Annotated in this window: 25 protein-coding genes; 13 read left to right on the top strand and 12 right to left on the bottom strand. The window is 63.2% G+C overall.

Annotated elements, in window-relative coordinates:
- Positions 1–154 precede the first annotated feature (154 nt).
- From rpsF to BPHYT_RS08885, 7 genes are all read left to right on the top strand, one after another.
- Positions 155–529, top strand: a complete 375-nt coding sequence (rpsF, locus tag BPHYT_RS08855; RefSeq protein ID WP_006048823.1) for a 30S ribosomal protein S6 — start codon at positions 155–157, stop codon at positions 527–529.
- A 51-nt stretch (positions 530–580) separates the two neighbouring features.
- Positions 581–880, top strand: a complete 300-nt coding sequence (gene priB / locus BPHYT_RS08860) for a primosomal replication protein N (RefSeq protein ID WP_007182110.1) — start codon at positions 581–583, stop codon at positions 878–880.
- 2 nt (positions 881–882) lie between these two features.
- Positions 883–1,158, top strand: a complete 276-nt coding sequence (gene rpsR, locus BPHYT_RS08865) for a 30S ribosomal protein S18 (protein ID WP_012432802.1) — start codon at positions 883–885, stop codon at positions 1,156–1,158.
- Between the two features lie 27 nt (positions 1,159–1,185).
- A complete protein-coding gene (rplI, locus tag BPHYT_RS08870; RefSeq protein WP_012432803.1) occupies positions 1,186–1,638 on the top strand; it encodes a 50S ribosomal protein L9 in 453 nt (150 codons plus the stop codon).
- Between the two features lie 144 nt (positions 1,639–1,782).
- A complete protein-coding gene (locus BPHYT_RS08875; protein WP_012432804.1) occupies positions 1,783–3,168 on the top strand; it encodes a replicative DNA helicase in 1,386 nt (461 codons plus the stop codon).
- A gap of 139 nt (positions 3,169–3,307) precedes the next feature.
- Positions 3,308–3,934, top strand: a complete 627-nt coding sequence (locus BPHYT_RS08880) for a DUF47 domain-containing protein (RefSeq protein WP_012432805.1) — start codon at positions 3,308–3,310, stop codon at positions 3,932–3,934.
- A complete protein-coding gene (locus tag BPHYT_RS08885; protein WP_012432806.1) occupies positions 3,934–4,944 on the top strand; it encodes an inorganic phosphate transporter in 1,011 nt (336 codons plus the stop codon). Before BPHYT_RS08880 ends, BPHYT_RS08885 begins: the two co-directional genes overlap by 1 nt.
- Before the next feature lie 58 nt (positions 4,945–5,002).
- Here the strand turns inward: BPHYT_RS08885 and BPHYT_RS08890 are convergent, their stop codons facing one another.
- From BPHYT_RS08890 to BPHYT_RS08945, 12 genes are all read right to left on the bottom strand, one after another.
- Positions 5,003–5,809, bottom strand: coding sequence for an SDR family NAD(P)-dependent oxidoreductase (locus tag BPHYT_RS08890; protein WP_012432807.1), 807 nt, complete (start codon positions 5,807–5,809; stop codon positions 5,003–5,005).
- 340 nt (positions 5,810–6,149) lie between these two features.
- On the bottom strand, positions 6,150–7,406 hold the full coding sequence (locus BPHYT_RS08895) for an NlpC/P60 family protein (RefSeq protein WP_012432808.1): 1,257 nt from the start codon (positions 7,404–7,406) through the stop codon (positions 6,150–6,152).
- Positions 7,407–7,613: 207 nt separating this feature from the next.
- Entirely contained in the window at positions 7,614–9,464 is a 1,851-nt protein-coding gene (locus BPHYT_RS08900; protein ID WP_012432809.1) for a PhoH family protein, read from the bottom strand.
- Positions 9,465–9,817: 353 nt separating this feature from the next.
- Positions 9,818–10,279, bottom strand: coding sequence for a peroxiredoxin (locus BPHYT_RS08905; protein WP_012432810.1), 462 nt, complete (start codon positions 10,277–10,279; stop codon positions 9,818–9,820).
- A gap of 143 nt (positions 10,280–10,422) precedes the next feature.
- Positions 10,423–11,316 carry a polysaccharide deacetylase family protein gene (locus BPHYT_RS08910; RefSeq protein ID WP_012432811.1) on the bottom strand — a complete coding sequence of 298 codons (894 nt, stop codon included), beginning with the start codon at positions 11,314–11,316 and terminating at the stop codon, positions 10,423–10,425.
- 10 nt (positions 11,317–11,326) lie between these two features.
- A complete protein-coding gene (locus BPHYT_RS08915; RefSeq protein WP_012432812.1) occupies positions 11,327–12,373 on the bottom strand; it encodes a bifunctional UDP-4-keto-pentose/UDP-xylose synthase in 1,047 nt (348 codons plus the stop codon).
- Entirely contained in the window at positions 12,370–13,305 is a 936-nt protein-coding gene (locus BPHYT_RS08920; protein WP_012432813.1) for a formyltransferase, read from the bottom strand. The genes BPHYT_RS08915 and BPHYT_RS08920 overlap by 4 nt, the downstream gene beginning before the upstream one ends.
- A complete protein-coding gene (locus BPHYT_RS08925; RefSeq protein ID WP_012432814.1) occupies positions 13,302–14,354 on the bottom strand; it encodes a glycosyltransferase in 1,053 nt (350 codons plus the stop codon). The genes BPHYT_RS08920 and BPHYT_RS08925 overlap by 4 nt, the downstream gene beginning before the upstream one ends.
- 6 nt (positions 14,355–14,360) lie before the next feature.
- Positions 14,361–15,512, bottom strand: a complete 1,152-nt coding sequence (locus BPHYT_RS08930) for a DegT/DnrJ/EryC1/StrS family aminotransferase (protein ID WP_012432815.1) — start codon at positions 15,510–15,512, stop codon at positions 14,361–14,363.
- A gap of 247 nt (positions 15,513–15,759) precedes the next feature.
- Positions 15,760–16,131: a DMT family transporter gene (locus tag BPHYT_RS08935; RefSeq protein ID WP_012432816.1), complete on the bottom strand. Its 372-nt coding sequence runs from the start codon at positions 16,129–16,131 to the stop codon at positions 15,760–15,762.
- A gap of 25 nt (positions 16,132–16,156) precedes the next feature.
- The gene (locus BPHYT_RS08940) at positions 16,157–17,914 is read right to left on the bottom strand and encodes an ArnT family glycosyltransferase (RefSeq protein ID WP_012432817.1); all 1,758 of its coding nucleotides are present in this window, start codon (positions 17,912–17,914) and stop codon (positions 16,157–16,159) included.
- A gap of 403 nt (positions 17,915–18,317) precedes the next feature.
- Complete coding sequence (locus BPHYT_RS08945; protein WP_012432818.1) at positions 18,318–18,692, bottom strand: Mth938-like domain-containing protein; 375 nt, start codon at positions 18,690–18,692, stop codon at positions 18,318–18,320.
- 405 nt (positions 18,693–19,097) lie between these two features.
- Here BPHYT_RS08945 and BPHYT_RS08950 point away from each other — a divergent pair, with 405 nt between their 5' ends.
- The 6 genes from BPHYT_RS08950 to moaE all read left to right on the top strand — a co-directional run bounded on the left by BPHYT_RS08950 (position 19,098) and on the right by moaE (position 25,645).
- Positions 19,098–20,348, top strand: coding sequence for a pyridoxal phosphate-dependent aminotransferase (locus BPHYT_RS08950; RefSeq protein ID WP_012432819.1), 1,251 nt, complete (start codon positions 19,098–19,100; stop codon positions 20,346–20,348).
- Between the two features lie 98 nt (positions 20,349–20,446).
- Positions 20,447–21,778, top strand: coding sequence for a homoserine dehydrogenase (locus BPHYT_RS08955; protein WP_012432820.1), 1,332 nt, complete (start codon positions 20,447–20,449; stop codon positions 21,776–21,778).
- 8 nt (positions 21,779–21,786) lie between these two features.
- The gene (gene thrC / locus BPHYT_RS08960; RefSeq protein WP_012432821.1) at positions 21,787–23,238 is read left to right on the top strand and encodes a threonine synthase; all 1,452 of its coding nucleotides are present in this window, start codon (positions 21,787–21,789) and stop codon (positions 23,236–23,238) included.
- 294 nt (positions 23,239–23,532) lie between these two features.
- Complete coding sequence (locus tag BPHYT_RS08965) at positions 23,533–24,822, top strand: molybdopterin molybdotransferase MoeA (protein WP_012432822.1); 1,290 nt, start codon at positions 23,533–23,535, stop codon at positions 24,820–24,822.
- A 30-nt stretch (positions 24,823–24,852) separates the two neighbouring features.
- Positions 24,853–25,110, top strand: a complete 258-nt coding sequence (gene moaD / locus BPHYT_RS08970; protein WP_012432823.1) for a molybdopterin converting factor subunit 1 — start codon at positions 24,853–24,855, stop codon at positions 25,108–25,110.
- Positions 25,111–25,168: 58 nt separating this feature from the next.
- On the top strand, positions 25,169–25,645 hold the full coding sequence (moaE, locus tag BPHYT_RS08975) for a molybdopterin synthase catalytic subunit MoaE (RefSeq protein WP_012432824.1): 477 nt from the start codon (positions 25,169–25,171) through the stop codon (positions 25,643–25,645).
- Positions 25,646–25,656: the final 11 nt, after the last annotated feature.

A 25,656-nucleotide genomic window follows, 5' to 3' on the forward strand; every position in this document is an offset into this window, starting at 1 on the left:
CCTAAACCCTTGAAAACACACCCGATTCGCGCCTCGCAATAACGGGATATCTTGCAACCCGGCCCTAATCGGGTTACACTCTTTGGCTTCACACTTGCCACACCGGTTCGACGCCCGGGTGGCTTTAATCCATAAGTCAGCACAAGGAGTGAATATGCGTCATTACGAAATCGTATTTATCGTGCACCCGGATCAAAGCGAGCAAGTGCCCGCAATGATCGAGCGTTACAAGTCCACGATCACCTCGCACGGTGGCCAGATCCACCGTATCGAAGACTGGGGCCGTCGCCAACTGGCCTACATGATCGAGAAACTCGCCAAGGCTCACTACGTCTGCATGAATATCGAATGCGACCAAACCACGCTCGACGAGCTGGAACACGCATTCAAGTTCAACGACGCTGTTCTGCGTCACCTGATCGTCAAGATGAAGAAGGCCGAAACCGGCCCGTCGCCGATGATGAAGGAAGTGCAGCGCGAAGAAGCCAAGAAGTCGGCTGCTACGCAACCGTCCGAAGCGCAGGCTTAAGACACACTATTTAAGCTACCAGATCAAAGCGTCGTTCTCGTCGAAGGCTACATGAATCGGCTGCAACTTACGGCCAGCGTCGTCGAACGCGAACCGGTGCGGTACACCCCCGCCGGCGTTCCGATTGCAGGCTGCACGTTGCACCACCGCACGGAAGTCGTCGAGGCAGGTATTGCCCGGCAAGTCGAACTGACCATGCAGGCGGTAGCCGCAGGCGAGGCGAGCGGTAAGCTGGAAAGTTGTCAGATGGGCGTGGAAACGCTCTTCACAGGCTTCCTGGCGAAAAAGCACCGCAACGCAAGAACTCTGGTATTTCACATCACAGCATTGCAGGACATTGGAAAGGACTGAACATGCCCCGCCCGACTGGTAAGAAATTCGACAAGCGTCGTCAGCAACAAAATCCGCTCTTCAAGCGCAAGAAGTTCTGCCGTTTCACGGCCGCTAATGTCGATCATATCGACTACAAGGACCTCGAAACGCTGAAGGACTTCATCGGCGAAAACGGCAAGATCACGCCGGCGCGTCTCACGGGTACGAAGTCGCACTATCAACGCCAGCTGGATACGGCAATCAAGCGCGCACGTTTCCTCGCGCTGGTGCCGTACACCGACCAGCACAAGGCCTAACCCGACGACGCGATAAGGAGTCTCCGAATGCAAATTATTCTTCTGGAAAAAGTCGTCAATCTGGGCAACCTGGGCGATATCGTGAAGGTCAAGGACGGTTACGCACGTAACTTCCTGATCCCGAACAAGCAAGCTCGCCGTGCAACGAAAGAAGCTTTGGCTGAATTCGAAGTGCGTCGCGCAGAACTGGAAAAAATCGCCGCTGAAAAGCTGGCCGCAGCTACCGCTCAAGGCGAAAAGCTGGGTGGCTCGACCGTTCAGATCAATCAGAAGGCTGGCGTCGACGGCCGTCTGTTCGGTTCGGTGACGAACGCGGACATCGCTGAAGCCCTGGTCAAGCAAGGCTTCGCAGTGGAAAAGGCGCAAGTGCGTCTGCCGGAAGGCCCGCTGAAGCTGGTTGGCGAGCACGCAGTCCAGGTCTCGCTGCACACCGACGTCGTCGTCGATGTGACGGTGGCTGTGATCGGCGAACACGTCTAAGCCGACCGTCTAGCATCACATAGCATCTGCCAGGAGTTTGCTGGCGAAAGGCAGGGGCCGGGGAACCGGCCCCTGCCTTTTTTGTGCCCGTTTTTTGTTTTTCCCGCTCGCCGCGGCCGCCTGATTACCCGATAATCCCTCTCCATGAACGCACCGTCCAAAGATCCCCAACTCGAGTCGCTGAAAGTCCCGCCGCATTCGATCGAGGCCGAGCAATCGGTGCTGGGCGGCCTGCTGCTCGACAATGCCGCGTGGGACCGCATCGCCGATTTCCTGTCGCAGAGCGATTTTTACCGCTACGACCACCGCATCATCTTCGAGCACATCGGCAAGCTGATCGCGGCCACGCGCCCGGCCGACGTGATCACCGTCTACGAGGCGCTCGGCACCTCGGGCAAGGCGGAGGAGGTTGGTGGTCTCGCCTACCTGAACGCGCTGGCGCAGAACACGCCGAGCGCGGCCAACATTCGCCGCTACGCGGAAATCGTGCGCGATCGCGCGGTGCTGCGCCGGCTGGTCTCGGTCGCCGACGAAATCTCGGCCGACGCCTTCAATCCGCAAGGCAAGGAAGTCCGCCAGTTGCTGGATGAGGCTGAGTCCAAGGTGTTTTCGATCGCCGAAGACGGCGCGCGCGGCACGCAAGGCTTCCTCGAAATCGGACCGCTGCTGACGGAAGTCGTCGAGCGGATCGATACGCTGTATCACACGGCCAACCCGAGCGACGTGACCGGCACGCCGACCGGCTTTGTCGATCTGGACCGCATGACTTCGGGCATGCACGGCGGCGAGCTGATCATCGTCGCCGGCCGTCCGTCGATGGGTAAAACGGCGTTTTCGATGAACATCGGCGAATACGTGGCGGTCGAGTACGGCTTGCCGGTCGCGGTGTTCTCGATGGAAATGCCGGGTTCGCAACTCACCATGCGTATGCTTGGCTCGGTCGGACGGCTGGATCAGCACCGTATGCGCACCGGGCGTCTGACGGACGAGGATTGGCCGAAGCTCACGCATGCCGTGCAGAAAATGAGCGAGGCGCAGATTTTCATCGACGAGACCGGCGGTCTGAACCCGATGGAATTGCGCTCGCGCGCGCGCCGCTTGTCGCGCCAGTGCGGCAAGCTGGGGTTGATCATCATCGATTATTTGCAGCTCATGAGCGGATCGTCGTCAGGTGAAAACCGCGCCACCGAAATTTCGGAAATCTCGCGTTCGCTAAAGAGTCTCGCCAAGGAACTCGACGTACCGGTGATCGCGTTGTCGCAGCTCAACCGGGGTCTCGAACAGCGCCCGAACAAGCGGCCGATCATGTCGGACTTGCGCGAATCCGGCGCTATCGAACAGGATGCCGACGTGATCCTGTTCATTTACCGCGACGAAGTGTACAACCCGGACAGTCCGGACAAGGGCACGGCCGAAATCATCATCGGTAAGCAGCGGAACGGTCCGATCGGCCCGGTTCGGCTCACGTTCCATGGTCAATTCACGAAGTTCGACAACTTTGCCGGCGCGCAGAATTTCTACAGCGACTAAAAACGCAAATTCGCGCAGAAGTGAAGCGATAACTGGAGCGTCGTTGTAACGACGCTTCTCAAAGTGCGGCTTGGGTCTCCCAACGGTACAATGTGGCGGTTTTATGTCAGCCATAATGTGACCAATTTTCGGGATCCCAATGTTCGGTCGATTCATGCCCACCGAGGGCAAGTTCTTTGAAATTTTCAATGCGCACGCAACGTGCATCGTCTCGGCAAGCCGCGAACTCGAGCTGCTGATCGACAACCTGCAGGACGCCGAGACTCATAAGCAAAACGTGCAGAAAGCCGAGAAGGCCGCTGACAAGCTCACGCACGAAACCATCGACCTGCTGCACAAGACGTTCATCACGCCGCTCGACCGTGACGAGATCCACAAGCTGATCACCACGATGGACGACATCCTCGACCTGATGGAAGACGTCGCCACCGCAATTTCGCTGTATGACGTGCAAGCCGTGACCTCCGAGGCGAGCCAGTTGGCGCATATCTGCACGGCAACCTCCGAGCGCGTGCAGTTCGCGGTGAGCCTGCTGTCCGACATGAAGCAGGCGAGCCAGATTCTGAAGGCCTGCGAAGACATCGACCGTCTGGAATCGGAGGCCGATCGCGTGCTGCGCTCGGCCATGTCGAAACTGTTCCGCGAAGAAGACAACGTCAAGACCCTGATCAAGCTCAAAGCGATCTACGAATTGCTCGAAACGATCACGGACAAGTGTGAAGATGTAGCGAACATCATCGAAGGCATCGTGCTGGAAAACGCATAATGCAATCGATACAACTCGCAATCTGGGTCGTCGTCGGCCTGGTCGCCGTCGCGCTGGTTTTCGACTTCATGAACGGCTTTCACGACGCGGCGAATTCGATCGCCACGGTCGTCTCGACCGGCGTGCTGAAGCCGCAGCAGGCGGTGGCTTTCGCGGCGGCCTTCAACGTCATCGCGTATTTCGTGTTCCACCTGAAAGTGGCCGCGACTGTCGGCAAGGGCACGATTGACCCGAACATCGTCGATCATTACGTGATTTTCGGGGCGCTGGTCGGCGCGATCGGCTGGAACATCATCACCTGGCACTACGGCATTCCGTCGAGCTCATCGCATGCGCTGATTGGCGGCCTCGTGGGCGCGGCGCTCGCCAAGTCGGGCTGGGGCTCGCTTAACTTCGACGGCCTGATGAAGACGGTGGCCTTCATCTTCATTTCGCCGCTGCTCGGTTTCGTGCTCGGCTCGTTCTTCATGCTGGCGGTGTCGTGGATCTACTTCCGCACGCCGCCGAGCAAGGTCGACCGCCGTTTCCGGCGCTTGCAACTGGTGTCGGCGGGCTTGTACAGCCTCGGTCACGGCGGCAACGACGCGCAGAAAACCATCGGCATTATCTGGATGCTGCTGATCGCGACCGGTTATGCGTCGTCTTTCGCGGACGCGCCGCCGCTGTGGGTGATCGGCGGCTGCTATCTCTCGATGGGCATCGGCACGTTGTTCGGCGGCTGGCGCATTGTGCGCACGATGGGGCAGAAGATCACCAAGCTCAAGCCGGTCGGCGGTTTTTGCGCGGAGTCGGGCGGCGCGATCACGCTGTTCACCGCCTCGTGGCTCGGCATTCCGGTGTCCACCACGCACACCATTACCGGCGCGATTGTCGGGGTCGGCGCGACGCAGAAGCTGAGCGCGGTGCGCTGGGGCGTGGCCGGCAATATCGTGTGGGCTTGGATTCTGACGATCCCGGCTTCCGCGGCGCTCGCCGGCGCCGCCTGGTGGCTCGGCCACCGCTTCCTGTAAAGTGCGCGGCGGCGCTGCCCGCCGCGCTATCAAACTGTCTGGGTTCGAAGCGCGCCGTCTAGATTAGCGGCGCGCTGGCTCCATCCATCGGGACGATCGCGCCCGTCACATAGCTCGCGCGGCGGCTCGCCAAGAACAGCGCGACGTCGGCAATTTCCTCCGGTTTGGCAAAGCGTCCGAGCGGCACTTTGGCCTGCCCGCGCGCGAGCGCTTCCGCGCTCTCGATGCCTTGCTGCGTGGCTTCCAGCTTGACCGCTTCCTCGATACGCTCGGTTAGGGTCGCGCCGGGATTGATCGCGTTGATGCGGATGCCGTAACGCGCGTAATAGTGGGCGAGGCCGACGGTGGCGAGCATCAGCGCGGCGTTCGCGGCGCCACCGGCAATATGGATATCGCTCGCGATCTTGCCGCCCATGCCGATGATGTTGACGACGGCGCCTGGCTCGCCGCCGTTGCCGGCCTTGACGCGCTCGGCCATGCGGCGCAGTACTTCCTGCTGGGGATAGATGTAGGGGAAGTATTTCGCTTCCATGGTGGCGCGGAACGCGTCGGCGTCGAGCGTTTCCGGGTCGTAGCGGCGCGCGGCGCCGGCGCTGTTGATCAGTATGTCGATCGGACCGACCGCGGTGCTGACTTCTTCGACGATATCGGCGGCGCTGTGCGGTTCGTGCAGATCGGCGCGGGTTCGGTGCACGTGCAGGCCTTCCTGCTTCAACTGCTCGAAAGCGCGTGCGAGGTTGGCGGGATCGCGCGACACGATCGCGACTTTCGCGCCCTCGAGCGCAAACGCGCGGGCGCAAGCGAACCCGATTCCCTTGCTGCCGCCCGTGATCAATACCACCTTGTCTTTGAGCCCGAGATCCATCGTCGTCACCCGCTGTCGGAAGAATATCGATGACGATAGCAGATCAGCGGGGGCGGTGTCGTGGTGAGGTGGAGTATCGTGATCGACTTGGCGTAGCTCGTTGCTCGCGCGCTGACGGGCTAGTCGTATAACGAAATACCGACGCCGGGCGGCCCGGTCTGGGCTGGGTCTTTAGTGGGTGCCAAGGGTGAGTTGTGGTGCGTCGCGTGATGCTAAACGGCTGAACCGCTGAACGTCACTGCCGGATCCACATGCGCTACTTACGGCGTCATAGGCCGCAAAGCGTCGACGCAGAAGCGGCCTGACTCGGGCTCGTGCGCGCAAAGCCGGCGTCGCGGCGTCAGAAATTGCCGTTGGCGAAGCGGGCGATCGGGTCGTCGTTGGTTTGCGTAGGCGCGGGCATGCCGCGCGCGCCCGTCGAAGCCCGCATGATCTGCACGCTGCCGTTTTCATCGGCTTGCTGCGCTTGGCGAGCCTGGCGCGCCGCGACGGAAGCGGGCGGCGGCGGCTCGAACGCGTCGGCGGCGGCGTCGATTGGATCGGGCGCACGGGAGGTCGCCATCTGCGGCGCCGTGCGTGAAGTGGCCGCCTGTTGTTGGGCGGCGCCGGCGTTGGCGTCGAACGCGCTGGCTTGTGCAGCCGGAACCGGCGTCGGCGACACCGCGCCTGCCGCACGCGCCTGCATCTGCGCTGCGCTCAGTGCCGGCGGTGGCGGTTCGAACGGATCGGCTTGCGGCGCGGCTGCGGTCGTTGGCGATTGCGCCTCGATTGTCGACGGCGCGCGCGGCGTTGCCGCGACGCGGGCCGTCTGCGTCGATTGCGGTTGCGATTGGAGTTGCGGCGCGCCAGCGGCATAAACTGGCGGCGGCTGTGTGGCAGTCTTTGCCGACGTCGGCGCCACGGTCTCCGCCTTGCCTGCATACGCTGGCGCACCCGCCGCCGCAGTACCAGTCACACCGGCATACGCCGGCGCCGTCCGCGCCCCCGGCGAAACAGCGCGTTCAGGCTGCGGCGCCGCCGCCTGATAACTCGGCGTATCGAACGGCGCCGGCGTCGCGGCCGGGGCGGCCACGCGGCGAATCCCGTCGAAACGCTTGGCCCAGTAAGGATTGGTCAAATAGTCGAGCCGCACCGTGCCGCCGGTCGACGGCGCGTTGACGAAACGCAGCTTGCCCACATAAATGCCGACGTGCGAGTGCGCGCGCCCCGTCGTATTGAAGAAAATCAGATCGCCCGGCGCGATCTCGTCCGGCTCGATCGATTCGCCGCGCCCGCTCATGTCGGCCGTCGTGCGCGGCAGGTTCACGGAGGCCGCACGCAAAACCACATAGCGAACCAATCCGCTGCAATCGAAGCCGCTATCCGGCGTATTCCCGCCCCAACGGTATGGAATGCCGACGAGACTCATTGCCTGAATCGAGATTTCCTCGCGGCCAATGCTGTGATCGACGAAATTCGGGAAGCCGGGCGGCGGAGCGTGATAAGCGCCGTTCGCCACCACGACCGAACTGCCCGAGCGCGACGACGTTTTCTGCGGCGCACCGGCACAGGCGGCGAGCAGCAGAACGATCAGCAGCGAAAAGGCGAGTCGGCGCATGAAGACGGGGAGAGCGGTAAACGCCCATTTAACGGCGAACGATTTCGGGATGGTAGCCCTTGGGCGCTTCCTCGGGCAAGAATTCTTGACAAATTACTTGAAGTTCGTGCGCTAAGTGTTGCCCGGCGAGAACGCCGGGTCAAGAAAAAAAAACCGCGCCCGGATTGCTCCGGGCGCGGCTTCTGGCTAAAGCTAACAGTCTGAAACTTAAAGAATTTCCGACGCGTAGTCGGCAAGGCGCGAGCGTTCGCCGCGCGCCAATGTCACATGCCCGCTGTGCGCCCAACCCTTGAAGCGATCCACCACGTACGTCAAACCGGAACTGCCTTCCGTCAGATAAGGCGTATCGATCTGCGCGATGTTGCCGAGACAAATGATCTTCGTGCCCGGACCCGCGCGCGTGACCAGCGTCTTCATCTGCTTGGGCGTCAGGTTTTGCGCCTCGTCGATGATCAGATACTTGTCCACGAACGTGCGGCCACGCATGAAGTTCATGCTCTTGACTTTCAGGCGTGAGCGGATCAGTTCCTGCGTCGCGGCGCGGCCCCATTCGCCGGCTGCGTCGTCGGTTTTCTGCAGGACTTCGAGGTTGTCGTCGAATGCACCCATCCACGGCTGCATTTTTTCCTCTTCCGTACCCGGCAGGAAGCCGATGTCTTCGCCGACCGGGACCGTCGCGCGCGTCACGATGATCTCGTTGTAGCGCTTGTCGTCCAGCACCTGCGCAAGACCGGCGGCAAGCGCGACTAGCGTCTTGCCGGTGCCGGCCTGACCCAGCAGCGTGACGAAGTCGATCTCCGGATTCATCAACAGGTTCAGCGCGAAGTTCTGCTCGCGGTTGCGCGCCGTGATGCCCCACACGTTGTTCTTGTGGTGGCCGTAGTCGCGCAAGGTTTGCAGCAGCGCCGTCTTGCCGTTCAGTTCGCGCACTAGCGCGTGAAACGCCGGCTCGCCGTTCTGCGGCTCCAGATAGACGAACTCGTTGACCAGCATCGAGGCGCACAGCGGACCCGTCACACGGTAGTACGTGGTACCGGTCTTGGTGTCCTGCCAGCTCTCCATGCCCTTCGCGTGCTTGGTCCAGAAATCCTGCGGCAGCGCGCGGATGCCGGAATACAGCAGATCGCTGTCTTCGAGCACCTGGTCGTTGAAGTAGTCCTCAGCGGGCAGGCCGAGCGCATGCGCCTTGATGCGCATGTTGATGTCTTTCGACACCAGCACGACCTGGCGATCCGCCCGGTCGCGCTGCAGCGCGCGCACCACGCCGAGGATCTGGTTGTCGGCCTTGCCTTCCGGCAGACCTTCCACCGGCTCGATGGCGTTGAGCTTGGTCTGGAAGTACAGACGCCCGGAAGCCTCGCGGCTGCCCAGACGCGCGAGCGAAATGCCGTCGGATATATTGCCGGCGTTCGCCACCAGCGCGTCGAGCGTGCGGCTCACCTGGCGAGCGTTGCGCGCGACTTCCGACATGCCTTTCTTGTGGTTGTCGAGTTCCTCCAACGTCATCATCGGCAGATAGACGTCGTGTTCCTCGAAGCGGAACAGGCAGCTCGGATCATGCATCAGCACGTTCGTGTCGAGCACGAAAAGCTTCTGCATTTCCACCGGCTCATTGCCAGCACCGCGTTTCTTGGCGGTGCCGCGCGTGCTCGGCGCGGCAGCCGTGGGCGTGCTCGCCTCAGCCTGCTTCGCGCTCGGCGCGCGGGCGACGACCGGCTGCGCAGCCGGTTCGGCTTGCGGACGGCTGGCAGGAACCGGCTGCAGCAGTGCGGCGGTCTGTTTGGTTTTGCGACTACGCGCTGGCGCAGCCTGTTCAGCGGATGCGGACGCAACAGCGGTAGCCGACGATGCCGGCACGGGCCGCAAGGTCGTCGCGGCATTGGCGGCGTGCGCCATGGGGGTGGCGACGTTCGCGCGGCCGTAGTCGGCCGACTCTGCGGATTCCCCAACCACCGCCTGTTTCTTCGCGGCGGAGCGCGCCGGGCTGGCGGCTTTGGCCTTGTATTCGTCAGGCGGCAGGAGATTGCCGAGCTTGCTGGGGGGGGTAGGCAAAGGCATGGTTTCCCTCGAATTAATCGGGTCACATATCGTGCGCCGCCTGTCGCATTCTGCCGGTGCCAGTGAGTGCGCACGCAGATTGCGCCCGGAGGCGCGCATTCGGTCTAGAGATGCCGGTTCGCCTGGTCTTCGATCGGCTCCTTAACGGATGCGCGCGGCCGAGTGAACGAACGGCTGCGCGCAATTAAAAAAGCCGCCGCCCCGGCGTACGGGGCAAGCGGCTCGCCTACAGTGCTCGCGTTGCACCTCGCGACTCCGACGGAACCCAGGAAACGGGAAGCGGCCGTCAAGTCTGGCGCAGCGGCAAAAATTTGGGGTGTACATGCACTCATTGCAACCCAATATAACGCGCCTCAAAGCGCTTGTACAGCCTCCAGAATATCGTCGACGTGGCCCGGCACTTTCACGCCACGCCACTCCTGGCGCAGCACGCCTTCAGAGTCGATGAGGAACGTGGAGCGTTCAATTCCCCGTACCTCTTTGCCATACATTTTCTTCATTTTGATGACGTTGAAGAGCGCGCAGAGCGTTTCTTCAGGGTCCGAGATCAGCGGGAAGGGCAATTCGAGCTTTGCCTTGAAGTTGTCATGCGAGCGCAGGCTGTCGCGCGACACGCCGAGTATTTCCGCACCGGCCTTCTTGAACTTCGGATACAGATCGCGGAATTGCAGACCTTCGGTCGTGCAGCCCGGCGTGTTGTCCTTCGGATAAAAATACAGCACCACCTTCTTGCCCCGCAGCTTGGACAGCGTGATCTCGCCACCGGTAGCAGGGGCGGTGAAGTCGGGGATGGGTTGGTCGACTGCAATGGGCACGAGGTTCTCCGGTTGTGATGGCCTGCGCCGGATGAATGCGGCGGCGTCGGCCTGGCATCGAGACTTTGGGGGATGGGGCGGCCGGCGCGCGGCATGCTCTCGCGCGGCGGACGGATCGTCAGGGCCGGCTGCGGATCGACCAGTCAGGGCTGGACAATCAACTCGCCGGAGCGCCCTGGAATTTCGCCCCATGTAACAGGGTACGATGGCAGCGTGCTGCGGTCTAGCGTTGCGTAGTAATCGCCCATCGTCGCGAAGGTGTGGCCTTGCGCGCGCCAGCCTTCCAGAAGCTGCTCGAAGATCGGCGCGAGCTTTTGCCCTTCGAGTTCCGCGTGCAGCGTGAACACTTGGTCGTGCGGATTGTTTTCCGTGTGCTTCAACATCCATGCGGCGACGTTGTGCGTTTCGACACCGTCCACGCCGAGCACTTCGTCGAGCGTGGGCAGCGTGGTGGGCATCTGCACGTGCGAGAGCGTGCGGCCGCCGACCACCGGCAGATACGGCGAGTGGCCGCGCCCGTCGGACGCGTAGTGCATGCCCCAGGCGTCGATCTGTTCGAATGCGTGGCCGTTCATCTGCCAGCCGGCCGCGCCGTGCGTAACCGGCGGCGCGCCGAACACTTCGACGAAGCGGTCGTGGCTTTGCTGCATCTGCGCCGTGGTCCATGCGCGATCTTTCGTACGCACGTTGTCCTGCCAGTACACGTGATCCCACGTATGAATGCCGCATTCGAAGCCGGCTTCATGGATCGCGCGCATCTCCGCCGAGGCCTTGGCGCCGATGTCCGGACCGGGCAGCAGCACGCCGTACATTAACTGCTTGACGCCGTAGTGTTCGACCACCGAAGTGCGCGACACCTTCTTCAGAAAGCCCGGCCGCAGCACGCGGCGCATGGCCCAACCGGTGTGGTCGGGCCCGAGGCTGAAGAGGAAAGTGGCGCGCGCCTTGAAGCGGTCGAAAATGCGCGCGAGATTCGGCACGCCTTCGCGGGTGCCGCGTAGCGTGTCGACGTCGATCTTCAGGACGATGCGAGCCAAGGATCGGCCCTTATTGCTGTTCGACGAGCGCGCGCGCTTCGCCGACGTGGCCGCGATACGCTTCGAAAATCTTGCGCAGTGCTTCGTCGAAGGTCGACTTCGGCGCCCAGTCGAGTTCCTGCATCGTGTTGTCGATCTTCGGCACGCGGTTCTGCACGTCCTGGTAGCCCGCGCCGTAGTATGCGCCCGACGAGGTTTCAACCAGTTGCACCTGCTTGGCCGTGTCCGCGTATTCGGGGAATTCGGCGGCGAGCGTCAGCATCTTGTGCGCGAGTTCACGCACCGAGAAATTGTTGGTCGGGTTGCCGATGTTGTAGATCTTGCCCGTGGCGACGCCGTCCTTGTTCTCGATGATCTTCATCAGCGCGCCGATGCCGTCGTCGATATCCGTGAACGCACGCTTTTGCGCGCCGCCATCGACGAGGCTGATGTTCTCGCCGCGCACGATATGGCCGAGGAACTGCGTTACCACGCGGGAGCTGCCTTCCTTCGGCGTGTAGATCGAGTCGAGGCCCGGGCCGATCCAGTTGAACGGACGGAACAGCGTGAAGTTCAGGCCTTCCATGCCGTAACCCCAGATCACGCGGTCCATCAACTGCTTGGAGCAGGCGTAGATCCAGCGCGGCTTGTTGATCGGGCCGTACGACAGTTGCGACTCTTCCGGATCGAACTGCTCGTCCGTGCACATGCCGTAGACCTCGGACGTGGACGGAAACACGAGGTGCTTGCCGTACTTGACGGCCGAACGCACGATCGGCAGGTTCGCCTCGAAATCCAGTTCGAACACGCGCAACGGCTGCTTCACGTAAGTGGCGGGCGTGGCGATCGCGACCAGCGGCAGGATCACATCGCACTTCTTGACGTGATATTCGACCCACTCCTTGTTGATCGTGATGTCGCCTTCGAAGAAGTGCATCCGTTCATGATTGATGAGGTCGCCCAGACGTTCGGTCTGCATGTCCATCCCGAACACTTCCCAATCGGTCGTTTCGAGAATGCGCTTGGACAGGTGATGGCCGATGAAGCCGTTCACACCCAGAATCAGGACTTTTTTCATTGATGACGGGGAGTTTGGATGAGCTGGGCAAATTCGGCCGGAGTGACGACAGTCTCGCTGCCGTCGTGCTGGTGCCGCAATTCGTGGATGGCGATCGCGCGGCCGTCGCCGCATATCGCGAAAACGGCATTATCGCTTACGTGCAGGCCCGGGGGCAAATCCGAGCGAAGCGCGCCGGGCACGGCCAGGCGCGCGCGCGCGACGATGAAACGCCGCTCGCCGATATCCGTGAAAGCGCCAGGGTAGGGCGGCGCGACCGCGCGGATCAGGTTGTAGACCTGCTGCGCCGTTTGCGTCCAGTCGATGCGGCCGTCTTCCGGCTTGCGGCCGCCGTAATAGCTGCCCTGCGCGATGTCGTTCGGCAGATGCGGCGCCTCGCCCGCCAGCAGGGACGGCAGCACGCGCCACAGCGTTTGCTCGGCGGCCACGGTGACCTTGTCGAAGACTTGCGCGGCGGTGTCGTCGGGCAGGATCGGCACCGGCGTTTGAGCGAGGATCGCGCCCGCGTCCGGCTTGGCGGCCATTTCGTGCAGCGTCGCGCCGGTTTCCGTTTCGCCGTGAATCACCGCCCAGTTGGTCGGCACGCGCCCGCGGTACTTCGGCAGCAGCGAGCCGTGCATGTTGTAAGCGCCTCGTGCGGCGAGCGCCAGCACGTCGGCCGGCAACATGTGGCGGTAGTAGAACGAGAAGATGAAATCCGGGCGCGCGGCGCTCACCGCGGCGCGCAACTCGGGGCTCTTCGGATCGCTCGGCGTGACGACCGGAATGCCGTGCTCGGCGGCAACCGAGGCGACGCTGCCGAACCAGATGTTTTCGCTCGGATTGTCTTCGTGCGTAACGACGAGCGCCACGTCCACGCCGCGCGCGAGCAGCACCTGCAGGCAGCGCACGCCGACGTTGTGATACGCGAATACGACGGCGCGTGGCTTCATGGATTCGGGCCCTGATCGAGGAGCGGCGCGGCCTGCACGGCTTGCACGACGGTCTGGCGCGGCGCTTCGGTCACGGTCGTGCCGTCGCGCTGTTCGAGAATGGTCTGCACGAGATAGCGCGGACGCGCGCGCACCTGCTGATAGATCCGGCCGATATATTCGCCGAGCAGGCCGAGCGCAAAGATGATCACGCCGAGCAGGAAGAAGGTGATGGCGAACAGCGTGAACACACCTTGCACTTCCGCGCCGATGATGAAGCGCCGGATCAGCAGCAGCACGAACAGCGCCGCCGAGCCGAGCGACAGGATCACGCCGATGAACGACAGCCATTGCAGCGGCACGACCGAGAAGCCGGTGACGAGGTCGAAGTTCAGGCGGATCAGCGAGTACAGCGAGTACTTCGATTCGCCGGCAAAACGCTCTTCGTGCGCGACCTCGATTTCCACCGGATTCTGCGCGAAGGTGTAAGCGAGCGCCGGAATAAATGTGTTGATTTCGCCGCAGCGGTTGATCGTGTCGATGATGTGCCGGCTATACGCGCGCAGCATGCAGCCCTGGTCGGTCATCTTGATGCGGGTGATGCGCTCGCGCAGCCGGTTCATCGCGCGCGAGGCCTTGCGGCGCCACAGGCTGTCCTGGCGTTGCAGGCGAATCGTGCCGACGTAGTCGTAGCCTTCGCGCATCTTGTTGACCAGCTTGCCGATTTCTTCCGGCGGATTCTGCAGGTCGGCGTCGAGCGTGATGACGATCTCGCCGCGCGATTGCTCGAAGCCCGCCAGAATCGCCATGTGCTGGCCGTAGTTGCCGTTGAGCAGAATCACGCGCGTCGTGTCGGGACGCGCGCGGAACTGTTCGGCGAGCAGGGCGGCGGATTTGTCGCGGCTGCCGTCGTTGATGAAGATCACTTCATAACCGGTGCCGAGCGCATCGAGCGCCGGATACAGGCGCGCGAATAGCGCGGCCAGACCGGCTTCCTCGTTGTACACCGGGATGATGACCGACACTTCCGGCGTATCCGACGCTGCAGCGCGATGTTCCGAATAAATCATTTCCGCTTATTTTCCGTATTGTTCGCAAATTTCATTGACCGCGCGGCACACGCGCTCCACGTCGCCTTCGTTCATCAACGTGAAGAGCGGCAGCGTAACGTTGGTCGCACCGAACTTCTCCGCATGCGGGAACATGCCTTCCTTGAAGCCGCGCGCGCGATACAGCGAGAACAGATGGATCGCCGGGTAGTGCACGCCCGAACCGATGCCGCGTTCTTTCAATTGACCCATGAAGCCGGCGCGGTCGATCGACAGTTTGTCGAGCGGCAGCGTGATCTGGAACATGTGCCAGTTGCTGTTTTCATAGTCAGCAAACGGCAGGCCGACGCCGAGTTTTGCCGCCGCGCCGCCTTCGAAACCGGCGAAATACGCGCGCACCAGTTTGCGGCGCTGCGCGAGGAAGCGCGCCAGATGCGGCAGCTGGCCGAGGCCGACGCACGCGGCGACATCCGTCAGGTTGTACTTGCCGCCCAGCACGTCGCAGTCCATGCCGTCGAAGCCGGTACGCGTGATGCCCTGTAGGCGGTACTTCTGGGCAAGGATGGCTTCCTCTTCGTTGTTCAGCACCAGTGCGCCGCCTTCGATCGAGGTCAGGTTCTTGTTCGCGTGGAAGCTGAACGAGACCATGTCGCCCAGCTTGCCGATGCGCTCGCCTTTCCACGTCGAGCCGAACGCTTGCGCCGCGTCTTCGATCACGCGCAGCTTGTGCGCGCGGGCGATGGCGTAGAGGCGGTCCATGTCGACCGGCAGGCCCGACAGATAGACCGGAATCAGCGCTTTGGTGCGCGGCGTGATGGCTTTTTCGAGCAGGTCGAGGTCGATATTGCGCGTGACCGGGTCGATGTCGGCAAACACCGGCGTCGCGCCGACTTCATAGATCACGTTGCTGGTCGACACCCACGAGGCGGGCGTCGTGATGACTTCGTCGCCTTCGCCCACGCCGGCGATACGCAGGCCGATTTCCAGCGTCGCCGTGCCGGAATTGAACGTGCGCACCGGACGCCCGCCGCAGAACTCCGAAAGCGCCGCTTCGAACTTCTGGTTTTGCGGACCGGTGGTGATCCAGCCGGAGCGCAGCACGTCGGCGACGCCCTGAATCGTTTCCTCATCGATCTCGGGTTTGACAAAGGGCAAGAACGGGACTGTTGACTGGGTCATGAATGCTTCGCTCGATTGAAGGGGCGCTACCCGAAGGGCGCGCAGGACACCACACACTACGCGCAAAACCCGGGACCGCGGCGAAAAAGGGCGCAACCGCACAGCATACCGTGGTCAACCTTACGGATTCCTTAGCCGGCCGGGTTCTCCGCTTACGGTATCTTTTGCCGGCTGCATCTTTCCAGTCGGCGCTGGCGAGAAACAGTAATAAATTGTGTCCGGCACGTCGTTGCCCGGACCGCGGCGCCTAGCTGCGCGCCAGCACCACCACGCCGACCAGGATGATGCCGATGCCGATCAGCTTCTGTATCGACAGCACTTCGCCGAACAGGTACCACGCCGCGAAAGCATTGACGATGTAGCCGAGCGACAGCATCGGATAGGCGATCGACACGTCCACCCGCGACAGTCCGATGACCCACACTGCCACGCTGATCACATAACAGGCCAGCCCGCCGATGATCGGCGGCTGGGTTGCCAGGCGAAAGGCGATGGGCAGGATGTTCGCACGGCTGAATTCGAAGTGTCCAACGGCATTCGTACCGGCTTTGAGCAGCAACTGCGCACCAGCGTTCAACGTGACGCCAGCAAGAATGCAAAAGAGGGAAATCGGGTTCATCGAACGGTTAGATCCTGATATGGGGTCATTGTTGTGCTTTTTCTACCGGGGCCGACGCCGGTGTCGGTGCTTCGGCGACGGGCGCGCCGGGCAAAGCGGGCGTGGCCGGCGGCTTTTCCACCACCACGCGACGCGAGTCGCGGGCGATGATCTGCATCGGCAGGCCTTCCTTGAGGAGCCGGTCGTAGGTCTGCGGCGGGATCAGAGCAAGCGCGTAACGGTCGGCCTTCCAGCGCTCGACCCAGGCGTCGATGGAGGGAATCCATTTCTGCGGCTCGACGGACACGCCGAAGGCCAGTTCGTCAGGATGCTCGACCATGATCATGGTGTGGTCGACATAGAACGGCATCGTGTGGTCGAGCACGCCGACCGAGTAGAACGGCGTATCCGCCGGCAACTTCGCGATCTCGGTCTTGATGGCCGGCGCGAGCGGCGCGCCGGAGCTCAGGCGGCCGAACACGTCGTGGCCCGTGCCGGCGATGGTGCCGAGCAGCAGCCACGCCGCGCCGAAGGTGGCGACGGCGCCCAGGCTGCCGGCCCGGCTGCGGCGATTCAGCCACAACGCGGCGAGCGTCAGCACGAAGGCGACGGCCAGCGCCGCCAGCACCCACGTGCGGAACTCGGCGTACAGTTCGGCCGGGTTGCGCGAGCTGCCGAAACGCGACATGAACAGCGCGGCGAACGCGGCGACTACGAGAAAAAGTGCATAACCGGCGAGGTGGCGGCGTAACTGGTCACGCGTGACAAGCGGCAGATACATGCCGATCAGGAGCGCGATTGGCGGGGCGATCGGCAGCGTGTAGGACAGAAGCTTCGAGTGCGACGCGCTGAAGAACAGGAAGATGAAGACGGTCCACGTCAGCATCAGCGTGACAGGTGCAAAGCCGTTCGGCTGGCGCGGCAGGCGCCACGCGTGGCGCACGCTCTGCAGCGTGACCGAAAGCCACGGCAGAAAGCCCACGATCAGCACCGGCACGAAATAATAGAACGGCCCGGGGCGGTTTTGCTCCGGCGTCAGATAGCGTTTGAATTGCTGAACGATAAAGAAGAAGTTCAGGAACTCCGGGTTGCGCTGCTGCACCAGCACGAACCACGGCGTGACGATCGCGAAGAACACGATCAGGCCGCCGATCAGATGCAGGCGCTTCCACACGGCCCAGTCGCGCGCGATCACGGTGTAAAGCACCAGCACCGCGCCCGGCAGGATCACGCCGACGAGGCCCTTGGACAGCACGGCCAGCGCCATCGAACCCCAGCACACCCACATCCAGCCGCGCACGCTGCCGGTCGGCAGGTTGGGGCGCTGCGCAAGCATCAGCGCGCACAGCGTCAGTTCCATCCAGAACGACAGGCCCATGTCGAGCGTGTTGAAGTGGCCCATCAGGTTCCAGTACGGCGAAGTCGCCAGCACGATTGCCGCGAACACGCCGGTCGCCGTGTTGAACACGCGCGCGCCCGTAAAGCCGACCAGCAGCACGCCGGCAAAGCCCGTCAGCGCCGTGTAAAGGCGCGCCTGCCATTCGCCGATGCCGAACCACGCGAACGTGAGCGCGTTCGCCCAGGTTTGCAGCGGCGGCTTTTCGAAATACTTGTAGCCGTTGTAGCGCGGCGTGATCCAGTCGCCGGTGACGAACATCTCGCGCGCCATTTCGGCGTAGCGGCCTTCGTCGCTAGGCAGCAGATGGCGCCAGCCGAGCGGCACGAACCAGATCACGGCAAGGGCCAGCACCAGCAGCAGAATCGTGGTGCGGTTGAGCGGTAGCCTCGTCGGCGTATCGTTCATGGATTTCAACCTTTATGGCGACGCCGCGCAGGCGGCGAAGCGGTGTTGTTCGGAAATGGCGACCGGTCTGGCGCGGCTGTCAGTGAGGCGGCCGGCGGCTTGCTCAGCAGTCGGCCTCAAGCGCACGCGTATCAGACTGTCCGCGCCGTGTTCCAGTTGCCTTACCTCGTGTCGTCGGCTTCGACGGTGGTGCTGCGGCACCTTCCGTCGACAGATTCCTCTCGGCTCGCGCGGGCGTGCTCAGGCTCCGGTCCAGCAATCGATGGCGCGCAGTGTACGTTATCGGCCGTGACGCGGCCAGGGCGCGCAGTTCAGCCGGCGGCGCGAACGCGTCAGATACGAACGCGCAGCGGCCTCGCCGCGCATCGCAAACCGCGCGCACGTAGCCGGCGCCGGCCCGGCTCTAGGCCTCGATCAGCAGCGCGGCCGCGACCTTGCGGCCCTCGGCCATCAGAATGTTGTACGTACGGCAGGCGGCTTTGAAGTCCATCGTCTCGACGCCGATGCGCTTCGCGGTGAGCGCGGCCGTCAGCCGCGGATGCGGAAAGCGCAGCCGTTCGCCGCTGCCGAACACGACCACTTCGGGCGCGGCGTCGATCAGCATGGCAAAGTGCTCGGCGCTCAACTGCTCGAAAGAGGAGACGGGCCAGGCGATGACCGGTGCGTCCGGCAGCACGAGAATGCTGCCCGAGTGGCGCACCAGATTGATTTCGACATAGTCGGCGCCGTAGCCGGTCACGGTGTTGAGGGCGCCGCTCGAATCCTGATGTAGTTTCAAATTGGTTTTCCGAAGTCGTCGTGAGACATCATGCGTGTGGGCGGCCTGACCGATGCAGCCGGGGCAGGGCGATTCGACGCGAATGGCACACGCGCATTGGGCAATAGCGGGACAGAAGCGGCCGAAAAGGCTTGCCGTTGCGGTTGGTGCATTGCGGAAGTCGGCCAAAATCCGCTAAATTATAACTTTTTAGCCGCCTCGCGGCGCCCCTCGCTCATGTGCCGCCACAAGCCGCGCTGAGTTCACGGGTGCGGCCCACCGGCTACCCGCCTGGTTTTGCCCGCTTTCGGCCGCTTTCGTCGGCATTGTCTGTGTGTTTCCTCTCGCAGCTGTAACCGGTGCAATTGACCGCTCGCGCGCCCGAGGAACGCACGTCTGTTCGCCCCCGCCATCAACCAGGATGAAGTGCCCGCCGTGAAACCGATTCTCAAATCCAACAAGTTGTTGAATGTCTGCTATGACATTCGCGGGCCCGTCCTCGAACATGCCAAGCGGCTCGAAGAAGAGGGCCACCGCATCATCAAGCTGAACATCGGCAATCTCGCGCCGTTCGGCTTCGACGCGCCGGACGAAATCATTCAGGACATGATCCTGAACCTGCCGGGTTCGTCGGGTTATTCCGATTCCAAAGGTGTGTTCGCCGCGCGCAAGGCGATCATGCATTACACGCAGCAAAAAGGCGTGCACGGCGTCGAGCTGGACGACATCTACATCGGCAACGGCGCCTCCGAATTGATCGTGATGGCGCTGCAAGGGCTGCTGAACGACGGCGACGAAGTGCTGCTGCCCGCGCCCGACTATCCGCTGTGGACCGCCGGCGTGAGCCTGTCGGGCGGCACGCCGGTGCACTATATCTGCGACGAATCGAATAGCTGGATGCCCGACCTCGACGACATTCGCGCGAAAATCACGCCGAATACGCGCGCGCTCGTGGTCATCAACCCGAACAATCCCACCGGCGCGCTCTATTCGGACGAGCTGCTGCTCGGCCTGATCGAGATTGCCCGCCAGCACGGCCTCGTGATCTTCGCCGACGAGGTCTACGACAAGATCATTTACGACGGCAAGAAGCACACGTCGATGGCGGCGCTCTCCGAAGACGTGCTGACCGTCACGTTCAACAGCCTGTCGAAAAGCTACCGTTCGTGCGGTTACCGCGCCGGCTGGATGTTCATCTCGGGCTTGACCGCCGGTGAAAACCGCCGTCACGCCAAAGACTACTTCGAAGGGCTCGGCATTCTGGCGTCCATGCGTCTGTGCCCGAACGTGCCGGGCCAGTACGCGATCCAGACCGCGCTCGGCGGCTACCAGAGCATCAACGACCTGATCGTGCCGACCGGGCGCCTGTACAAACAGCGCGAACTCGCCTATGACATGTTGACGGCGATTCCCGGCGTGAGCTGCGTGAAGCCCGAAGCGGCGCTGTATATGTTCCCGCGTCTGGACCCGAAGATCTACCCGATCCAGGATGACCAGCAGTTCATCCTCGACCTTCTACTGGAGGAGCGCGTGCTGCTCGTGCAGGGCACCGGCTTCAATTGGAAAACGCCGGATCACTTCCGCGTCGTGTTCCTGCCGAACGTGGACGATCTCGCGGATTCCATCAACCGGATCGCGCGCTTCCTCGACGGTTACCGCAAGCGTCACTCCGCCTAGCGCACAATAGAGCGTACGACGCGGCTCCCACCGCGTCGCGCCGTCCGCCGGGCGCCACCCGTTTCCCTTTTAATCATCTACTCGAAAACACACGCTGCATGGAACCGATCAAAGTTGGACTGCTGGGCTTCGGCACGGTAGGCAGCGGCACCTTCACGGTACTGCGCCGCAATCAGGAAGAAATCAAACGCCGCGCGGGCCGCGGCATCGAGATTGCGCGCATTGCCGTGCGCAATCCCGCCAAGGCGACCGCGGCGCTCGGCAGCGAAGCCAGCACCGTGGCGCTGACCGATGACTTCAACGCGGTGGTCGACGACCCGTCGATCGATATCGTGGCCGAAATGATCGGCGGCACGGGCGTGGCGCGCGACGTCGTTCTGCGCGCGATCAAGAACCGCAAGCACGTGGTCACGGCCAACAAGGCGCTGCTCGCGGTGCACGGCACGGAGATCTTCGAAGCGGCGCGCGCCAACGGCGTGATGGTGTCGTTCGAGGCGGCGGTGGCGGGCGGCATTCCGATCATCAAGGCGCTGCGCGAAGGGCTGACGGCCAATCGCATCCAGTACATCGCGGGCATCATCAACGGCACCACGAACTACATTCTCTCGGAAATGCGCGATCGCGGGCTCGACTTCGCGACCGCGCTCAAAGCCGCGCAGGAACTGGGTTACGCCGAAGCCGATCCGACCTTCGACATCGAAGGCGTGGACGCCGCGCACAAGGCGACCATCATGAGCGCGATCGCGTTCGGCGTGCCGGTGCAGTTCGACAAGGCTTACGTCGAAGGCATCAGCAAGCTCGCGGCGATCGACATCAAATATGCCGAGGAACTCGGCTACCGCATCAAGCTGCTCGGCATCGCGCGCCGCACCGACAAGGGCATCGAATTGCGCGTGCATCCCACGCTGATTCCCGAGAAGCGCCTGCTGGCCAACGTGGAAGGCGCGATGAACGCGGTGGTCGTGCACGGCGACGCGGTCGGCACCACGCTCTATTACGGCAAGGGCGCGGGCGCCGAGCCCACCGCTTCCGCCGTGGTGGCCGATCTGGTCGACGTGACGCGCTTGCATACGGCCGACCCGGAGCATCGTGTGCCGCATCTGGCGTTCCAGCCGGACAGCCTGTCGAGCACCCCGATCCTGCCGATCGACGAAGTCACGAGCGGCTACTACCTGCGTCTGCGCGTGGCGGACGTGACCGGCGTGCTGGCCGACATCACGCGCATTCTGGCCGACACCGGCATTTCGATCGACGCGCTGCTGCAGAAGGAATCGGAGCAGGTCGATGCGAACGGCAAGGGCGAGACCGACATCATCCTGATTACGCACGAAACGGTTGAAAAGAACGTCAACGCCGCGATCAAAACGATCGAAGCATTGAAGACCGTCGTCTCGCAAGTCACGAAGCTGCGCATGGAAGCACTGAACTAGGCCGAACTATGAACTACCTCTCAACGCGCGGCGCCGGAGCCGGCGAGCGCCACACCTTCTCCGACATCCTGCTGGGCGGTCTCGCGAAAGACGGCGGCCTGTATTTGCCCGCGGAATATCCGCGTGTCACTGCTGACGAACTGACGCGCTGGCGCACGCTGCCGTACGCGGACCTCGCCTTCGAGATCCTGTCGAAATTCAGCGACGACATTCCCGCCGACGACCTGCGCGCGCTCACGCGCAAGACGTACACGGCGGCCACGTACTGCAATGTTCGCGACGACGAAAGCGCCGCGCAGATCACGCCGTTGAAGACGCTGGGCGTCGAGAACGGCGCGCCGCTGTCGCTGCTGGAACTGTCGAACGGTCCGACGCTCGCGTTCAAGGACATGGCGATGCAGTTGATCGGCAACCTGTTCGAATACGCGCTCGCGAGACACGGCGAAACGCTGAACATTCTCGGCGCGACCTCGGGCGACACCGGCAGCGCCGCGGAATACGCGATGCGCGGCAAGCACGGCATCAGCGTGTTCATGCTGTCGCCGCACAAGAAGATGAGCGCGTTCCAGACCGCGCAGATGTACAGCCTGCAGGACCCGAACATCTTCAACATCGCGGTTGAAGGCGTGTTCGACGACGCGCAGGACATCGTCAAAGCCGTCTCGAACGATCACGCGTTCAAGGCGAAGTACAAGATCGGCACGGTCAACTCGATCAACTGGGCGCGCGTGGTGGCGCAGGTCGTGTACTACTTCAAGGGCTACTTCGCGGCCACGAAGTCGAACGACGAGCGCGTGTCGTTCACGGTGCCGTCGGGCAACTTCGGCAACGTGTGCGCGGGTCACATCGCGCGCATGATGGGCCTGCCGATCGAGAAGCTGGTCGTGGCGACGAACGAAAACGACGTGCTCGACGAGTTCTTCCGCACCGGCATTTACCGCGTGCGCAAGGCGGCCGAGACGTATCACACCAGCAGCCCGAGCATGGATATTTCGAAGGCCTCGAACTTCGAGCGCTTCGTGTTCGATCTGCTCGGCCGCGATCCGGCGCGCGTGCTGCAATTGTTCCGCGACGTCGAAGAGAAGGGCGGCTTCGACCTTGCGGCGAGCGGCGATTTCGCGCGCGTGAAGGAGTTCGGTTTCGTGTCCGGTAGCAGCACGCATGACAGCCGCGTGGACACGATCCGCGACGTGTTCGAGCGTTACGACACGATGATCGACACGCACACAGCCGACGGCCTGAAGGTGGCGCGCGAACATCTGCAGCCCGGCATTCCGATGATCGTGCTGGAGACGGCGCAACCCATCAAGTTTGGCGAGACGATCCGCGAAGCGCTGTTGCGCGAGCCGGAGCGGCCGGCGGCGTTCTCGGGCCTGGAGGCGCTGCCGCAGCGTTTCGAAGTGCTGCCGGCGGACGTGCAGCGTGTGAAGGACTTCATTGTGGCGAACGCGGGCGCGTAAGCCTCGGCTGTCGTTCAGCGTGAGCGGTTCGGCGGCTCACGCCGACTGTCCGATGCGCTGCACGCTGTCCATGTGCGTCGCCGGCTTGGCGAGCGGCAAGCGAGGAACATGCGTTCGCTGTTTAGCATGCTCTGCACGAACAGACGCGCACCATGTGCTCGGGAAAACGACGCTTGCCGCGGAACCTCGCGGCAAGCGCTCAAATCCCAAAAATGTCCGCATAACCCCAGACCGCCCAGGCTATCCGCTTCGACCGCTACAATATTCTTTTAACCTGCGGCTTCGAGACCTGAGATGTCCACACCCACGCCCCGCGCGCCGATGCTCGCCACCGCCGAAGCCCTGGCGACTCTGCTGAGCGCAGCGAGCCCGATTGCGGGCACCGAGTCGATCCCCACGCTGGCAGCGCTGAACCGCGTACTCGCGACCGACGTCACGTCGCCGCTCGACGTCCCGCCGATGAACACCAGCTCAATGGACGGCTACGCGATCCGCACGGCGGATCTGACGGCGCAGGGCAACAACCGTTTGCCGGTCTCGCAGCGCATTCCGGCAGGTCACGCGCCGGAGCCGCTGAAGCCCGGCACGGCCGCGCGCATTTTCACCGGCGCTACGGTGCCGCTTGGCGCGGACGCAATCGTGATGCAGGAGCAAACCGAAGCCGCCGGCGCGGACGTCGCGATCCTGCACAGTCCGCAACCGGGCGAATGGATCACGGCGCAAGGCGCCGATATCCGCAGCGGTTCGGTCGTTCTTCCGGCGGGCACGCGGCTCACGCCGCAGGCGCTGGGACTGGCCGCCTCGGTCGGTTGTGCCGAACTCGTGGTGCGGCGGCGCGTCAAGGTGGCCGTGTTCTTCACCGGCGACGAGCTCACCATGCCCGGCGAGCCGCTGAAGCCGGGTGCGATCTACAACTCGAATCGTCTCACGCTGCGCGGCCTGCTGGAGAAGCTCGGTTGCGAGGTCAGCGACTACGGCATCGTCGCGGACAAGCTCGACGCGACCCGCGCGACGCTGCGCGAAGCGGCCGAGGCGCATGACCTGATCTTGACTTGTGGTGGTGTATCGGTGGGCGAGGAGGATCACGTGAAGCCGGCGGTGGAGGCGGAGGGGCGGCTCGCGATGTGGCAGATCGCGATGAAGCCGGGCAAGCCGCTCGCGTTCGGCGCGGTGCGGCGCGCGGCGCCGCGCGGTGAGACCGTGGCGGAGCCGTCGGCTTCGGCTTCAGCTCCGGGCGCGGCAGAAACCTTCTTTATCGGTTTGCCGGGCAATCCCGTGTCCAGCTTCGCCACCTTCCTGCTGTTCGTGCGGCCGTTCATTCTGACTCTCGCCGGTGTGCAGGCCGTGGCGCCGCGCGCGCTGTCGCTGCGGGCGGACTTCACGCAGAGCAAGGCCGACCGCCGCAACGAATTCCTGCGCGCGCGGATCAACCCGGCCGGCGGCCTCGATCTGTTTCCGAATCAGAGTTCCGCTGTGTTGACGTCGACAGTGTGGGGCGACGGCCTGATCGACAATCCGCCAAATCACGCGATCAGCGCCGGCGAGACCGTGCGTTTCTTTCCTTTTTCCGAATTGCTGAACTGAGCGAGGCCGGTAAGCACCGGCGGCATCCCGATGAAGATTCAACTCCGATATTTTGCGAGCGTGCGTGAAGCGCTCGACCTGGCCGACGAAACCGTCGATCTGCCCGACGGCATCGCGACCGTCGGCGATGTGCGCGCCTGGCTGCGCGTGCGCGGCGGCATCTGGGCCGACACGCTGGCCGAAGGCCGCGCGCTGCGCATGGCCTGCAACCACGTGATGACCGGCGCCGGCACTCGCGTCACCGAAGGCTGCGAAGTCGCGTTTTTCCCGCCGGTCACCGGCGGCTGAGCCGCCGCGCGACAACGCCACAACGCCACGGCGCCGCTTAACCATACAGGAGCCCTAGATGCCCGTTCGCGTCCAGACGGAAGACTTCGACCTCACTGCCGAGGTCGCCGCGTTGCGCGCGCGCAATCCGAAGATCGGCGCGGTGGCCTGCTTTGTCGGCACCGTGCGCGATCTGAACGACGGCAACACGGTCGAGACGATGGAGCTCGAACACTATCCCGGCATGACGGAGAAGTCGCTGGAGGCGATCATCGTGAGCGCGCGCGAGCGTTGGCCGGGCATCGAGGTGTCGATCGTGCATCGGGTCGGCAAGCTCTATCCGCTCGACCAGATCGTGATGGTGGCGACCACGGCTGCGCATCGCGGGGAAGCCTTCGTATCGTGCGAATTCGTGATGGATTATCTGAAGACCCAGGCGCCGTTCTGGAAGAAAGAGAAGACCGAGGCCGGCGAGCGCTGGGTCGATGCCCGCGTCACCGACGACGCGGCGCTCGCCCGTTGGGGCATCAAGTCAGGCAATCGGACCGAAGGATAGGGCGCGCGTTT

Origin of the sequence: Paraburkholderia phytofirmans PsJN, from assembly GCF_000020125.1 — a bacterium.
Taxonomy (GTDB): Bacteria; Pseudomonadota; Gammaproteobacteria; order Burkholderiales; family Burkholderiaceae; genus Paraburkholderia; species Paraburkholderia phytofirmans.